Source organism: Kribbella capetownensis (genome assembly GCF_004331485.1).
Lineage (GTDB): Bacteria > Actinomycetota > Actinomycetes > Propionibacteriales > Kribbellaceae > Kribbella > Kribbella capetownensis.
The window spans coordinates 76961-91787 of the sequence record NZ_SJKD01000013.1 but is presented as its reverse complement, the minus strand read 5'-3'; the positions used below and the strand labels follow the sequence as shown (position 1 = coordinate 91787).

Here is a 14827-nt window from a genome sequence, read left to right as displayed (position 1 = left end):
CCTCCCGTTGCCTGCCCAGGCGAGCATAGGCCGGACGAACCTGTTTCGGCAGGGACATCGGTGGGGCGCAAGGGACAACCCGCGCGGCCGGCGGGCGCTCCCGGCGGGGCGGTCAGCCCGCCTTGGCGGCCTTGGCGGCCTTCTTGAACGAGCGGACCTCGAGCAGGGACTCGGCGTCGGTCACGTCGGCGATCGAGCGGCGGGCGCCGCGGTCGCCGTACGCGCCGGCGGCCTCGCGCCAGCCCTTGGGCTCGACGCCGCGCTGCTTGCCGAGGAGGGCGAGGAAGATCTTGGCCTTCTGCTCGCCGAAGCCGGGCAGGGCCTTCAACCGCTTGAGTACCTCGGGGCCGTCCGGCTTGGGCCGGCCGGCAGTCCAGATTCCCGCCGTCTCACCGCCGTAGTTGTCGATGATGTGCTGGGCGAGCGCGTGCACGCGCCGGGCCATCGAACCGCCGTACCGGTGGATGGCCGGCGGGGTCACACAGAGTTCGACGAAGGTGTCGAGGTCGGTGGCGGCGATCTTGTGCAGATCGAAACCGTCCATCCGGTCGGCGATCTTCTGCGGGCCGGAGAACGCGTGCTCCATCGGGTACTGCTGGTCCAGGAGCATCCCGGTCAGCAGGGCGAACGGGTCGTCGTTCAGCAGTTTGTCCGCGGCCGGGTTGCCGGTGAGGTGCAGTTCGCGCAGCATGACGCCCATCTTGACACGAACCGCGAGGTCCATCGAGCCCCGATCACCGGGCCGGAGTGCGGGTCCGCCAGAGCAGATAGACGAAGTACGGCGCTCCGATCAGCGCGGTGAGCAGGCCGGCCGGGATCTGGGCCGGGGCCAGCAGGGTCCGGCCGAGGCTGTCCGCGAGGCTGACCAGGATCGCGCCCAGCAGCGCGGCCACCGGCAGGATCCGGGTGTGCCGTCCACCGACCAGCGCCCGGGCCGCGTGCGGCGCGACCAGGCCGACGAAACCGACGACTCCGATCGCCGAGACCGCGGCCGCCGTCAGCAACGCCGCGCACAGCAGCGCCAGCAGCCGGGTCCGCTCGAGCCGTACGCCGAGAATCCGCGGTACGTCGTCGTCCAGCGCGAGCAGGTCGAGTTCGCGCCGACCTGTCAGCATCAGGTCCGCGGCTGGGTAGTGCGCGTACGATGTACACGCTCTAGCTCAGGAGGGTTGATGGACGAGGCGCCGTACCTGCGGATCGCGGCCGAGATCCGGCGGCGGATCGAGGCGGGCGAGCTGGCGCCGGGGGAGCGGGCGCCGTCGACCCGGGCTGTGGTCCGGGAGTTCGGTGTCGCGATGGCGACCGCGACGAAGGCGTTGCAGGTGCTCCAGCAGGAGCGTGTGGTCCATGTGCGACCTGGCGTCGGTACGGTCGTGGGTCCTCCTCGGGCTGTCCGTCGCCAGGACCGGGCTGCGCACGCGGCTGTACCCGAGCGGCCGGTACTGGATCTGAATCGCGACGAAGTCGTGCGGATGGGGATCGCGATCGCGGACGCCGAAGGGTTGGCGGCGCTGTCGATGCGGCGGATCGCGGCCGAGCTCGGGGTGTCGACGATGGCGCTCTACCGGTACGTCGGCGGCAAGGATGCGCTGGTGTTGCAGATGGTCGACACCGCGATGGCGGAGTTCCCGCTTCCGGCCGAGCCGCCGGCGAACTGGCGGGACGGGATCGCTGTCGCGGCGCGGCTGCAGTGGGCGGCGTACCGGCGTCATCTCTGGCTGGCGAGTGCGGTCAGTCTCGGCCGGCCGCAGTTGGTGCCGAACCTGCTCCCGCACACCGATGCCGTCTTGCGGGCCGTGAGCGGCTTCGGCGTGGACAAGAGCAACGCGCTGTACGCCGCGATCAGTGTGTTCGCGTTCGTCCGTGGTGTCGCGCTGGCGATGGAGACCGAGGCGTACGCCGAACAGGACACCGGGCTGACCGCGGACGAGTGGGCCGACCGGCTGGGCGATCAGCTGGCCGCACTGATCAGCGCGGGGAACCTGACCGCGTTCCGGGAGTTGCTCGCGGACGATTTCGAGTTCGACTACGACCTGGACCGGCTGTTCGAGTTCGGTCTCGACCTCGTCCTGGACGGTCTGGAGAAGACTCTCACCCGGCTACGCTGAGTGCTGACAGTGTCGAGGTCTGCGGGAGGTGGCCGGTGGAGCCTGTGTTCGCGCCTGACGTGCCCGAGGGCGTACGGCGTCTGTCCGAGCACCGGCCCGAGCTGTTCGTCCCGGCCGACGCACCGCGCCCGAAGCGGCAGACGTCGTGGTCGGTTGCGCCCGGCAACACCTTTGGCACCCTGCTGGTCTGGATCGCGGTGTGTGTCGGCGGCTGGATCCTCGCGCTGATCTTCATGGCCGGCTTCCTCCCGACGGCTGTTGCGGCGTGGGGTGCCGTGGCGCTGGCCGGGGTCGCCGTACTCGCGACCGGTGGTGTCTTCGTGAAGTCGGCGGTGGAGGACCGCGGGCACAAGGCGGTGCGGTTGCAGCATGGGAAGTACCTGCTGCCGGCGGACTTCGACGAGGACGCGAGCCGGTTGCTGGGCCGGGCGCAACGTGCGGTCAAAACGGTGCTCGAGGCAACGGTTACCCGGCGTGGGTTGCTCGATGACGTGAAGAACGAGCTGGTGTTGCCGGAGCAGCTGTGGGACATCGCTCAGGTGCTGCGCGAGCAGACTGTGCTGCGTGCTCGGCAGCGCGAGGTTGCGCGCGGGATGGCGACGGCTGAGCTGGAGGCAGTCCTCGGGCCGCAGCGCCGGGCGCTCGCGTTGTCGGTGGAGGCGATCAGGCGCAAGGTCGACCTCCTCGACCGGTACGCCGACCGCGTCCGCTCGGCCGACGCCGCCCTCCGCGCCGAGGCCGCCCTGGAGGACGGCGACCGCTACATCGAACTCCTGGCCCGCACAGAACCCGTTGGCGACACCTCAGTAGTGCAAGGCTTCGCCGACGAGGCCGCAGCCCTCAAAGACACCCTCACCCGCTCAATCGACGCGGCCCGCGACGCCGGCAGGACGCTAGCCCTCCCCGAGTAAGGCCTGAAACCGCAGCAGCTCGAGACCCACCTCGCCGTTGTCAGCTCTGGGTGAGGATGTGGGCTTCAGCTTCTGGGGAGAGTTCGAAGTTGAGGGGTGGTTCGCCGCGGTCGTGGTCCCAGGTGAGGAGGTCTTCGATCGTCTGGCGTAGCGGGGTGACGGGCAGGCCGGCGGCGCGGGACTTGGACTGGTCGCGCTGGCGGGACGGCCATTCGGCCTCGGGCTCCATCAGCGGGAAGCGCTCGGGCACGGCGTCCGCCGGGATCTGCACGAGCTCGACCGAGGTGTTGGCGACGGCGGCTGCGGTCTCGATCAGTTCGCCGATCGTGCTGTCCGGACCGATCCCGTTGAACGCACCGGATCGTTCGTCGACGATCAGTTGCACCACGAGCCGGCCGAGATCCCGGCTGTCGATCAGCTGGAGCGGCTGCTCCGGTCGCGTGGGCAACGCGACCCGGCCGCCCCGCGCACCCCGTCGTACCCAGTAGAGGGCTGTGTCCGAATAATCGCCGGGACCCGTGACCTTCCCCGGCCGGACGATCGTCGCGCGCTCGCCGTACCGCTCCAGTACGTCGTCCTCACAGGCCACCTTGCACGGGCCGTACGTGTCGTTCGTGAGTACGTCGGCCGCCCGCATCGGCGCCCGCCGTGGTGCCGTCTCATCGGTACCCGCGGGCAGATCGCGTACATAGACCGCGTGGCTCGAGACGAACACGTAGCGCCCGACCCGGTCGCCCAGCACGTCCATCGCCTCGTCGACCTGCTTGCTCTGGAAGGCGCTGAGATCGACGACCGCATCCCACTCGCCGGTGCGCAGCGCCTCGTAGTCGCCCGAGTCCCGATCCCCGACCAGCTGCGTCACCTCCGGCGGCAGCTCGGTGGTCCCGCTCTTGCCTCGACTGAAGGACGCCACCTCGGCGCCTTGCTCAAGCGCGTCCATGAGGATCGCGCGCCCGACAAACCCGTTCCCACCCAGCATCAGAATCCGCACAACCGACGACCGTAGCCCCTGCTGTCTCCCCTGTGCACCCGATTAAGCTCGGCGCATGACGAAGACTGTGGTGGTTGCCGGGGGCACCGGTGCGCTCGGGGCCGCGGTGACGGCGGAGTTCCTGCAGTCCGGCTGGCGGGTCGTCGTACCGGGCCGGACCGAGGAGTCACTGGCCCGGCTCGGTACGCATCCGGCGCTCAACCCGGTGATCGCCGACCCGTTCGACCCGGCCGGTACGGCGGACGTCGTCGCGCTGGCCACCTCGGACGAGGCCGCGCCACTGACCGCGCTCGTGAACCTGGTCGGCGGCTTCGCGTCCGGAGCGCGGGTGCACGAGACCCCGATCGACGACTTCGAGGAGCAACTCCGGCTCAACCTGCGACCGATGTACCTGATCACTCAGGCGGTGCTGCCGCACCTGCTCGCCGCCCGCGGAGGAGCGATCGTGTGTACGGCGAGCGGTGCGGCGCTCCGACCGTTCTCCGGGGCCGCCGGGTACGTCACCGCGAAGGCCGGCGTACTCGCCTTCGCCGACGCCCTGCACGCGGAGTACGCGCAGGACGGCATCCGGGTGAACACCATCATCCCCGCGACCATCGACACCCCCGCCAACCGCGCCGCGATGCCGAAGGCCGACCCGGGCAAGTGGAGCCCGCCGGCTCGGGTCGCCGTGGTCGTCCGGACGCTCGTCGAGACCGAAGGATTCGCGGGCGGTCAGCTCCCCGTATGACAACCGTTTGACCCTGTAACACGTCTGAAGAGGTGCAGGTGCGGAAGTTGACGCACACTGGACCTGGGGACGGCGAACAGGGGAGCTATGGGGACGAGTTCGCGCCCGGTAGGGACTCGGCCACGATCAGTGCCGAACCTGCTGGGCCTGACGCTACTGGGCGCCCTGTTGCCCGGCACCGGACTGATCGCGGGCGGCCGCCGCATCATCGGCGCATTCGTTCTCACCCTCACCCTCGTCCTGGTCGGACTCGGCGTGTACGTCGGCCTGACCCGGCGCGACGAGGTGCTGGCGGCGGCCGTCGTACCGAGCCGGCTGCTGGCGGCCGCAGTGGCGATCGCGGTGCTCGGGTTCCTCTGGATCGTGGTGATCGTGGCCTCGCACCGGTCGTTGCGTCCGGCAACCGGTGGCGCCGGCGGCCGGGTGGTCGGCGCGCTGTTCGTCGGCGTGCTGTGCTTGGCGATCGCGGCTCCGGCGGCACTCGGCGTCCAGAGTGTGCTGGCGCAGCGGGCCCTGGTGCAGGCCGTGTTCGTCGCGCAGGAGGAGAGCAAGAGCGCGACCCGGCCGTCGATCGCCAACGTCAAGGACCCGTGGGAGGACAAGCCGCGGCTCAACCTGCTGCTGCTCGGTGGTGACGACGAGCCGGGCCGGCCAGGGGTCCGGACCGACACGGTGATTGTCGCGAGCATCGACACCAAGACCGGCAACACCGCGTTGATCTCGATGCCGCGGCAGCTGACCTTCATGCCGTTCCCGAAGGACTCGCCGCTGCACAAGTTCTACCCGGACGGCTTCGGCAAGGAGGGCCTCAGCCTGGAGGGCCGGCTGGAGTGGATGCTGACCGCGATGTACCAGAACATCCCGGACGCACACCCAGGCATCCTCGGCCCGTCGGACAACGAGGGCGCCGACGTACTCAAGCAGTCCGTCGGAGAGGCGACCGGGCTCAAGCTCGACTACTACCTGCAGGTCAACCTGACCGGCTTCCCGGAGATGGTCGACGCACTCGGTGGGATCACGGTGAACGTCAACGAGCGCGTCGCGATGGGCGGGATCAGCAGTGCGGGCATCCCGCCGAAGAAATGGATCGAGCCGGGACCGCGCCAGCACCTCGACGGCCGGCGTGCGCTGTGGTTTGCCCGCGGGCGGTACGGCGCCGACGACGACCAGCGGCAGATCCGGCAGCGCTGCACGATCAACGCCATGGTCGAAGCGGCCGACCCGACCACGCTGGCCACGAAGTACAAGGCGATCGCGACGGCCGGGCAGCACCTGCTCCGCACCGACATCCCGCAGGAGCTCCTGCCCGCGCTGGTCGAACTGGCGCTCAGGGTGAAGTCGGGCACGGTCTCGAACGTGAACCTCGACGTGTCGAAGCTGCGGATGAAGTACCTGCACCCGGACTACGACGGGATGCGCGAGACGATCCAGAAGGCCCTCGAGGAGCCGGCCGACCCGCCGAGCGCCCCGCCGGCCACCCGCAAGCCCTCGGGCAGGACCACGACCCCGCCGGGCCCGACGCAGAACCTCGCCGACGCCTGCGCCTACCAGCCGAACGGCGACCAGCCGAACTGACCCGCCTACTGGATCGGCGTGGTCTGGGCCAAGGCGAGCCGCCAGCCGGCGGCTGTCCGCAGCGCGACGTACGTCAGTGCGCCGGTCGCCGGGAGGGCGCCGGGCTCAGCGTCGGGCCGGTTGTCGTGCACAGTCTTGAGGCAACTCACCAGTACGGCGTCCGCGGTCAGGGGCCGGACGTCGAGGATGTCCACACTCGTCCGGACGTCCTTGAGTGCTGAACCAAGCGCCGCGCTCATGGCCTGAGTGAACGCCTCCCGCCCGAACAGCCGGCGTCCCGCGATGTTGACGATCACCATCTCGTCGGTGTGCAACCCGGGCAGCACCACCGCGTCCGACTGGGCCTGATCGGCCCGCGCCACCAGATCACGGATCTCCCGCTCGTCCGTGCTCGTCAGTTCCGTCGTCGAAGTCATGGGTTGAGTCTGTTACCTCAACCAATCTTGAGGTCAAGGAAATCTGCTCTCGGCGTGTGTCGATCTGGTGGTGGCCCGCTCGACGTGAGAGTAAGTGATCGATCGAGACGACGAGGAGCAGCAGCTATGCGCTACATGATCATCAACAAGGCGGACGCCGAGACCGAGGCCGGGAAGTTCCCGCCGCCGGAGGTGGCCGGGGCGGTCGGCAAGGTCGTCGAGGACCTGTCCAAGGCGGGTGTGTTGCTGTTCGCGGAGGGTGTGCACCGCAGTTCGCTCGGCGCGCGGGTGAAAGTGGACGCCGGCAAGCGCACGGTCACCGACGGCCCGTTCGCCGAGACGAAGGAGCTGATCGGCGGCGTCGTCGTCGTCGAGGTCCGCAACCGCGACGAGGCGGTCGAATGGGCCGCTCGCCTGGCCGAAGCCCTCGGCAGCGAGGTCGAGGTCCGCCGCGTGGTCGAGGAATCCGACTTCGGTCCCGACTCCGACATCTCCCAGGCCTGAGCTGGGGGTGGGTTGCTGTTGGCCTGCCGGTGTTGTTCTATCGGCGGGTGACGGTTACGGAGGCGCGCGGGGCGGTTGACGCCGTATGGCGGATCGAGTCGGCGCGGATCATCGCGGGTGTTGCCCGGATCGTGCGGGACGTCGGGCTGGCCGAGGAGCTGGCCCAGGACGCGCTGGTGGCGGCGCTGGAGCAGTGGCCGCAGTCCGGCGTACCGAACAACCCGGGTGCCTGGCTGATGGCGATCGCCAAGCGCCGCGCGATCGACCTGATCCGGCGCAAGGAGACGTACCAGCGCAAGTTGGCCGAGATGGGCCATGAGCTGGAAATCGACGGCGACAGTGTCGAGGACGACGTGGAAGCGATTCTCGAGGACCACATCGAGGACGACCTGCTCCGGCTGGTGTTCACCGCCTGCCACCCGGTGCTGACCACGGACGCCCGGGTGACGTTGACGCTGAAGCTGCTCGGCGGCCTGAAGACCGACGAGATCGCGCGCGCGTTCCTGGCCCCGGAGGCGACGATCGCCCAGCGGATCGTCCGGGCCAAGCGCAATCTCGCCAAGGCCGGCGTCGAATTCGAGGTGCCGGCCGGCGAGGACCTGTTCGAGCGGCTGTCGAGCGTGCTCGAGGTCGTCTACCTGATCTACAACGAGGGGTACTCCGCGACCGCCGGCGACGACTGGATGCGGCCGGCGCTCTGCAACGAGGCGATGCGGCTCGGCCGGCTGCTGGTGGGGCTGATGCCTGACGAGCCCGAAGTACTCGGTCTCCTGGCCCTGATGGAGTTGCAGGCCTCCCGCGCGAACGCACGGATCGGTCCCCAGGGTGAGCCGGTTCTACTGCTCGACCAGGACCGCCGTCGGTGGGACCGACTGCTGATCCGCCGCGGTCTCGAAGGCCTCGACCGCGCCTGGTCCCTGGAGAAACCGCCCGGTGCGTACCTTCTCCAGGCCGCCATCGCCGCCTGTCACGCCCGCGCCGCCGACCCGGAGGACACCGACTGGGCTCGGATCGCGGGGCTGTACGCCGTACTCGCGCAGGTCACCCCGTCGCCGGTGGTCGAGCTCAACCAGGCGGTCGCGATCTCGATGGCGTTCGGCCCGGAGCGCGGTCTGGCGGCTGTCGACGCGCTCGCCGAGGAGCCGTCGCTGAAGGACTACCACCTGCTGCCGAGTGTCCGCGGCGACCTGCTGTTCAAGCTCGGCCGGTTCGACGAGGCGCGCGCCGAGTTCGAGAAGGCCGCCGCCCTGACCCGCAACGAACGCGAGCGCACCCTCCTCCTGGAACGAGCCGCAGCCTGCTGATGCTGGAAACCCTTCACTCACTCCGTCGTGAGAGTGATGGTGAGTGGCTTGCCGGGGGTGACCAGCGCCGTCCGGGTGAGCGTGATGACGGTGCGGGTGCCGGTGGTGGTGAGGGTGGCTGGGTGGGGCTTCCCGTTGAGCTTGACGGTCACGGCTGTGGCGGGGCGAGCGGTTTCGAAGGAGAGGCTGTTCAGCCGGACGCGGCCGTGGCGGATGTCGAGGACGGCGGTCTGCGTTCCGGTGCCGCGCGTCTGGCTGTAGCGCCCCCAGCCCTCGGCGCCGGTGAAGGCACAGGCGAAGTCCTCCGGCGTCAGCCGCGGCGCGAACCCGAGATGACCGCGCGGACCGTGGTACTCGTACCCGCACGCGGCCAGATAGGTGCCGAAGCTCATCATCGCCCGCGCGTAGTGGTCGCTGGCCTCGATCTCGTTGTACGGGTTCCGCTTCTCGCCGTGGTACCGGTCGTACACGGCCCGCGTCACCGCAAGCCCTTCGGCCGCCATCCCCTCGGCGAACAGGTGGGCCGCGAACTGGTGCTCCTGCCCGGTCCAGACCTCGTTGAAGTACGGGTGCCCGCCGCTCTCCGTGGACCCGCCGTTGGGCCAGGCCACCATCACCGTGCCGGCCTCACCGTCGGTGCTGTACACGCGACCCGTCCCGATCCCCGGCGGCCGGTACGCCGACGGGTTCGGCTGGAAGTTGTTGCGGTAGACACTCGTCAGCGCGGTCCGCGCCTTGCCTGCCTCGAACACTCGCGGCAGTCCGAGCTGAGCGGCGTACGTCTGCCCGTACAGCTGATCGACGAACACACCTCTGTTCGTGCTCGGCACCGGATGTGCCGGGTCGACCTTGTGCACGTAGTACCCGTAGGTCTGGTCCCACAACGGCCCATTCAGGTACGCCGATCCGCGGTTGGCGATCGTGGTGTACTTCGAGGCCGCGGCGCCGTCACCCATCTCGGTCGCCATCGCGGCCGCGGCGCGCAGGGCGGCGACGTACAGCCCGCTCAGCCAGGGGATCTCGCCGAACCACTCGGTGTCGAGGGTGTTCCACTGTCCGCCGCGGAAGATGCCGTCCTGGTCAGATCCGTCGCGGGCCGAGACGAGGTAGTCGACCGAGACCTTGACCTTCGGCCAGACTCGCGTCAGGAAGGCGGAGTCCCGGCTCATCTGGTGTTCGCGGTAGATGCGCAGGATCGTGCCGCAGTGACCGTCGGCGAACGACGAGGAGGCGTCCGGCGACTCGCCGCGATTCCCGATCTCGCCGGTCGGCTTGTAGGCGATGCCGAGGTCGACCCGCTCGCGGGTGTCGCGTTCGAGGTCGGGGAACAGCCGAGCGATCGCCTGGGCGTAGTTCCAGACGTGCTCGCAGGTGCCCGAGCAGCAGTACGTTCCCTCCCAGGCGTAGAACCGCCCGTCCTGCCAGCGGTGGCAGGTGCCCGTCGCCAGTGTCGATACGGTCGCCAGGGTGCGTTCCAGGAACCAGTGCGGCAGCGTCGAGTCGTCGTACCAGGTCCGGACCCACTCGCGTGTGCCGGACTCGAGCCGCTCGATGTGCGTGCCGACGTACTGCGCCACTTGGCGCGCGGAGCCGAAGCGGGTGCTGTAGTGCCGCATCAGCGTGGATCCGCCGACCAGGCTGCTGAACAGCCGGCGCTCGGGCGTCGGGAAGAACCAGCCCTGGACGAACCGCACCGTGCGCGATTCACCGGGCCGCAGTGCGACCTTCACGGCGACCGTGCCGACCTGGGTGGCGGCACCATCGACCTCGGCCGGTCCGTCCGCGGCGTCGAACAACTCGTCCGGGGTCGACCAGGCCGCGACCGATCGACGGACGACGGGGTGTTTGTCCAGCGTGGCCATCGTGAAGGAGCCGGCGTCGGTGCGGTCGGCCACCGGCTGCCGGCGGATCGGGCGGTCGCTGAAGATGATCCGGTCGACGTTCACGTGACCCCAGCCACCGCTGGATCGATCGACGATCTGGAGCTGCGCCGACCGTCCGGCCCACGGGCCGACCGCCCAGCAGATCGCGTCCAGCGGTTCGATGTCACTACCGTTGGCTGAGGCAACTACTTCGCCGTCGACGAGCAGATTGACCACGGTGGTGTCAGGGTTGCTGCCGCCGCCCGTCCACACGGTGATGTACGCGCGGTCGATGGTGAAGACGCGGCTGGTCAGCGATCCCTGCGGGCTGTCGTACGAGCCGCTCCGGAAGTCGTACGACGTGACGAACCGGCTGCCGGAGACGTTCAACTCAGTGCGGTTGCCGAACGGCCGGCGGAAGTTCTCCGGCGTCTCGGCCACCGTGACCGGACCCGCGCCGAACGCCGTACCGGTCACCGTCCAACCGGTGTAGTCCGTCCGCTCCCAGTCCTCGAAGACGATGTCGGCGCGGTCGGTGAACGTGATGCTGCCGCAGTTGAGGTGCGCCCACGCGCCGGTCGCCGAGTCGACCAGCTGGATCTGCGCGGTGCGTCCTTCGTACTCGCCGATGTCGAGCATCCGCCCGACCAGCGGCTCGCTGTCGCTGCCGGTCGCGGTGGCCACGACCGCGCCATCGACCACGACGTTCACACAGACCTTGCCAGGGTGATTGCCGCCGCCGAGCGCGACCGCGACGTACCGGCGGGTGATCTCGAACGGCGTGCTGGTCAACGTGCCGGTGCGGTCGTCCGGCCCGCCGCTCAGCCGGAAGTTGTACGACGTGACGAAGCGGCTGCCGGAGATGTTCAGGTCACCGAAGCGCTGCATCAGCGGGGGAGTGTCGGCCGGTCGCACCGGCCCGGTCCCGAACGCGTCCCCGGTCGCGGTCCAGCCGTCGTACGTGTCGCTGTCCCACTCCTCGAAGAGGATGTCGTCGTTGCTCGAAGCCGCCGGGTCCGCCGCCGACCACTCGATCCCGGACGCATACGCCGTCGCGCGCTGCGTGGTCGGCTGGCTGCGCCTGCTGTCCAGGCAGACCGGGTTCTCGGAGTACCCGAGCAGCGTCGCCTCGACCGGCTGCGCAGAGGTGTTGTGGAGCGTGAACGCCATGATCGTGGCCGGCAGCGTCGAGTCCGCCGTCGCCAGCGGGACGAACGGCGAGAACGCCTCGAGCGTCACGTCGACCGGGCTGTCGGACCCCTTGTACGACACCCGGCCGAGCGGATACTGCCCGGTGAATCGGACGTCGTCGAAGCCCTTCGCGTCGACGGTCCGAGTCTGGCCGCCGACCCGCAGGACGAAGCCCTGCCGGAAGCGGGTCGCGCCGTCGGCGTCCGCGGACAGCGGTACGGCGTAGTGGGTCCCGGCGAAGTCCGCGCCGCCCAACGGGAAGGTCAGCGCGTTGGACACGTCCCACGCCCACAGTCGACCGTCACCGGAGAGGTAGACCTGGCCGGCGCACCCGCCGCCGACCGGCATCCCGATCTTCGCCAGCGCAGCACAGGTGTACTCCGTGGGCGTACCGCGGTCCGTCAGTTCCGCGATCCGCTCCGGGGTCAGCGCTGGCATCCGTGTGATGGCCTGGGCCGTTTGCAGCATCCCGGGCGCGGCGAGCATGCCGACACCGGCCGCACTGATGGACAGGAAGGTTCGTCGTCCCACTCCGGCGCGTGGGCAGGATCCACCGCAGGCCGGATTGGAGCATTCGCTGAGGTCGGGCGTGTGGTCCATGGGATCTCCAAGGGGGCGGCCGGGATCTCTTGGATGGCCACCTTAGGCCGTTCAGCCCCGCTGGGAAATCCATTTCACGAGCGAGAAATATGCGCCCGTCCGAGGAAGGCCCAGCAGACGGATCCGCGACCAGTGTGATCTGGATCACAGGCGGTCGATCCGGGCTGCCGATGTTCGACGCAGTGGGTGAGGCCAGCTGAGTGGCCGCACCGATTCAGGAGGAACGTCATGGAGAAGGTCGCATCGGCGGACGGCACCGCCATCGCGTACGACCGGCTCGGCGAGGGACCCGCGGTGGTTCTCGTCTGCGGCGGTTCGGTCGACCGGATGTCGAACGCCCCGCTGGCAGCCCTGCTGGCGGAGAACCACACCGTCTACAACTACGACCGGCGCGGCCGCGGCGATTCCGGCGACGCACCGCAGTACGCGATCGAGCGTGAGTTCGAGGACCTGGACGCGATCTTCGCGGTCGCGGGCGGCTCGGCCCACCTGTACGGAACGTCGTCCGGTGCGGCGCTCGCCCTCCTCGCGACCGCGGCCGGCCGCCCGGTGACCAAGCTCGCGCTCTGGGAGCCGCCGTACATCCTCGAAGGCCCGCGGAAGCGGCCGCCCGCCGACACGGCGTCGATCTATCGCGCGTTCGTGGCCGAGGGCCGCCGGGACAAGGCGGCCGAGTACTTCATGGCCGAGGTGGTCGGGCTGCCGGCCGAGTTCGTCGCGATGGCGAAGGAGTCGCCGTGGTGGCCGGCTCAGGAGGCGATCGCACACACCCTCGCGTACGACGCGACCGTGATGGGCGACTACTCGATCCCGGCCGCCGCGAGCTCGGTGACCGTTCCGACCCGGGTGTTCACCGGCGGAGCGTCAGAGGAATGGATGAAGCAAGGCAACCAAGCTGTAGTGGACGCGATCCCGGGCGCCACGGCCGGTGTGGTCCCGGATCAGCAGCACAATGTGGACGCGGCCGCTCTGGCCCCCGCGCTGAAGGAGTTCTTCGCATGAGCAGCACAGTGGTCTCCAAGGACGGTACGACGATCGCCTACGACAAGCGTGGAGAAGGGCCGGCGCTGGTCCTGGTCGACGGCGCGCTGTGCGGTCGGTCGCAAGGCCCGATGCCCGGACTGGCCGAGGCGCTGGCGTCGAGCTTCACGGTCTACAACTACGACCGGCGCGGCCGCGGCGACTCCGGCAACGCGGAGACCTACGAGGTGGAGCGCGAGATCGAGGACCTGGCCGCGGTGATCGAGGCGGCCGGTGGTTCGGCGTACGTGTATGGCTCGTCGTCCGGGGCGGCGCTGGCACTGCGGGCCGCGGCGGCAGGGTTGGCGATCGAGAAGGTGGTCGCGTTCGAGCCGCCGTTCGTGGTCGACGACAGCCGCAAGCAGATCCCGGTGACCTGGGTGCAGGACCTCGAGGATCGCGAGCCGGCCGACGCGGTCCGGTACTTCATGACCACGGTGATCGGCCTGCCCGGCCCGATGGTCACGATGATGAAGCTGGTGCCGGCCTGGAAGCACCTGAAGGCGATGGCCCCCACGCTTCCGTACGACGCCCGCGTCGTCGGCGGCAATGTGGCCGGCAAGCCGCTGGACGCGTCCCAGTGGGCGGCGATCGGCGTACCGGCCCTGGTGGTCAACGGCGGCAAGAGCCCGGCCTGGATGAAGACCTCGGTGCGTGCGCTGGCGGACGCCGTACCCGGTGCCGAGCACCGCGAGGTCCCCGGTCAGAACCACCTGATCAAGGCGACCGCGATCGCCCCGGTACTGACCGGGTTCTTCACGAACTGAGCTCCGGGGTCCGGCGACACCACGCCGGACCCCGGACGGCGATCAGGCGCCGGCGATGAGGTTGCCGGCTCCGGCGCGGGCCGCGTCGAAGCGGGCCTGCGCGTCGCCCCAGTTCACCACGTTCCACCAGGCCTTGACGTAGTCCGGCTTCACGTTCTTGTACTGCAGGTAGAACGCGTGCTCCCACATGTCCAGCATCACGATCGGGATCTGCCCGGCCGGCAGGTTGCCCTGCTGGTCGTACAGCTGGTGGACGAGCAGCCGCCCGGCCAGCGCGTCCCAGCCGAGAATCGCCCAGCCGGAGCCCTGGATGGTGGTGGCGCTGGCGGTGAAGTGGGACTGGAAGCCGTCGAACGAGCCGAAGTACTCGTCGATCGCCGCGCCCAGCTCGCCGTCCGGCTTGTCGCCACCGTCCGGCGACAGGTTCTTCCAGAAGATCGAGTGGTTCACGTGCCCGCCGAGGTTGAAGGCGAGCGACTTCTCCAGCCCGACGATCGCGCCGAAGTCGCCCTTCTCGCGGGCCGCGGCCAGCTTCTCCAGGGTGTCGTTCAGGCCGTTCACATAGGTCTGGTGGTGCTTGGAGTGGTGCAGCTCCATGATCTCGCCGGCGATGCTCGGCGCCAGTGCGCCGTAGTCGTAGGGGAGGTCGGGAAGCGTGTACGTGGTCAACTCTGCTCCTTCGTCGGGGCCCGCGAGGGCCGATATCTCCGATGTCCTGTTTCAGCGGCACCAGCTTGAAACTTCAACCACGGTTGAGGTCAAGGCGCCACGCGGTGAACGGAACCCGCCAGGCACCTCCGACCGGTGCCCGATGCGACCGCGTTCACACCACCGCACGCACCGGACAC

General features: G+C 69.5%; 14 protein-coding genes. 8 read left to right on the top strand and 6 right to left on the bottom strand.

Going from position 1 to position 14827, the window contains the following annotated elements:
• Positions 1-112 precede the first annotated feature (112 nt).
• Positions 113-691, bottom strand: coding sequence for an HhH-GPD-type base excision DNA repair protein (locus tag E0H75_RS38985; protein ID WP_131518759.1), 579 nt, complete (start codon positions 689-691; stop codon positions 113-115).
• Between the two features lie 43 nt (positions 692-734).
• Entirely contained in the window at positions 735-1115 is a 381-nt protein-coding gene (locus E0H75_RS38980) for an iron chelate uptake ABC transporter family permease subunit (protein WP_272948971.1), read from the bottom strand.
• Between the two features lie 57 nt (positions 1116-1172).
• On the opposite strand from E0H75_RS38980, the gene E0H75_RS38975 reads away from it, so the two are divergent.
• The gene (locus tag E0H75_RS38975; RefSeq protein WP_131518758.1) at positions 1173-2108 is read left to right on the top strand and encodes a TetR/AcrR family transcriptional regulator C-terminal domain-containing protein; all 936 of its coding nucleotides are present in this window, start codon (positions 1173-1175) and stop codon (positions 2106-2108) included.
• Between the two features lie 35 nt (positions 2109-2143).
• Positions 2144-3019 carry a hypothetical protein gene (locus E0H75_RS38970; protein ID WP_131518757.1) on the top strand — a complete coding sequence of 292 codons (876 nt, stop codon included), beginning with the start codon at positions 2144-2146 and terminating at the stop codon, positions 3017-3019.
• Positions 3020-3059: 40 nt separating this feature from the next.
• On the opposite strand, the gene E0H75_RS38965 is transcribed toward E0H75_RS38970, so the two are convergent.
• The gene (locus tag E0H75_RS38965; RefSeq protein WP_131518756.1) at positions 3060-4010 is read right to left on the bottom strand and encodes an NAD-dependent epimerase/dehydratase family protein; all 951 of its coding nucleotides are present in this window, start codon (positions 4008-4010) and stop codon (positions 3060-3062) included.
• 55 nt (positions 4011-4065) lie between these two features.
• On the opposite strand from E0H75_RS38965, the gene E0H75_RS38960 reads away from it, so the two are divergent.
• Both E0H75_RS38960 and E0H75_RS38955 read left to right on the top strand, forming a co-directional pair.
• Positions 4066-4740 (top strand): SDR family oxidoreductase, encoded by a 675-nt coding sequence (locus tag E0H75_RS38960; protein ID WP_131518755.1) that lies wholly within the window; start codon positions 4066-4068, stop codon positions 4738-4740.
• Between the two features lie 129 nt (positions 4741-4869).
• Positions 4870-6315, top strand: coding sequence for an LCP family protein (locus tag E0H75_RS38955; RefSeq protein ID WP_238163531.1), 1446 nt, complete (start codon positions 4870-4872; stop codon positions 6313-6315).
• A 5-nt stretch (positions 6316-6320) separates the two neighbouring features.
• Here E0H75_RS38955 and E0H75_RS38950 read toward each other — a convergent pair whose 3' ends face one another.
• Positions 6321-6731: an SgcJ/EcaC family oxidoreductase gene (locus tag E0H75_RS38950; protein ID WP_131518754.1), complete on the bottom strand. Its 411-nt coding sequence runs from the start codon at positions 6729-6731 to the stop codon at positions 6321-6323.
• A 126-nt stretch (positions 6732-6857) separates the two neighbouring features.
• Here E0H75_RS38950 and E0H75_RS38945 point away from each other — a divergent pair, with 126 nt between their 5' ends.
• Both E0H75_RS38945 and E0H75_RS38940 read left to right on the top strand, forming a co-directional pair.
• The gene (locus E0H75_RS38945; RefSeq protein WP_131518753.1) at positions 6858-7235 is read left to right on the top strand and encodes a YciI family protein; all 378 of its coding nucleotides are present in this window, start codon (positions 6858-6860) and stop codon (positions 7233-7235) included.
• A gap of 47 nt (positions 7236-7282) precedes the next feature.
• Positions 7283-8539: an RNA polymerase sigma factor gene (locus tag E0H75_RS38940; protein WP_131518752.1), complete on the top strand. Its 1257-nt coding sequence runs from the start codon at positions 7283-7285 to the stop codon at positions 8537-8539.
• Between the two features lie 17 nt (positions 8540-8556).
• On the opposite strand, the gene E0H75_RS38935 is transcribed toward E0H75_RS38940, so the two are convergent.
• Positions 8557-12192, bottom strand: coding sequence for a GH116 family glycosyl hydrolase (locus E0H75_RS38935; RefSeq protein ID WP_131518751.1), 3636 nt, complete (start codon positions 12190-12192; stop codon positions 8557-8559).
• A 228-nt stretch (positions 12193-12420) separates the two neighbouring features.
• On the opposite strand from E0H75_RS38935, the gene E0H75_RS38930 reads away from it, so the two are divergent.
• Both E0H75_RS38930 and E0H75_RS38925 read left to right on the top strand, forming a co-directional pair.
• On the top strand, positions 12421-13194 hold the full coding sequence (locus E0H75_RS38930; protein ID WP_131518750.1) for an alpha/beta fold hydrolase: 774 nt from the start codon (positions 12421-12423) through the stop codon (positions 13192-13194).
• Complete coding sequence (locus tag E0H75_RS38925) at positions 13191-13979, top strand: alpha/beta fold hydrolase (RefSeq protein WP_131518749.1); 789 nt, start codon at positions 13191-13193, stop codon at positions 13977-13979. The genes E0H75_RS38930 and E0H75_RS38925 overlap by 4 nt, the downstream gene beginning before the upstream one ends.
• A gap of 42 nt (positions 13980-14021) precedes the next feature.
• Here the strand turns inward: E0H75_RS38925 and E0H75_RS38920 are convergent, their stop codons facing one another.
• The gene (locus E0H75_RS38920; protein ID WP_131518748.1) at positions 14022-14648 is read right to left on the bottom strand and encodes a superoxide dismutase; all 627 of its coding nucleotides are present in this window, start codon (positions 14646-14648) and stop codon (positions 14022-14024) included.
• Positions 14649-14827 lie beyond the last annotated feature (179 nt).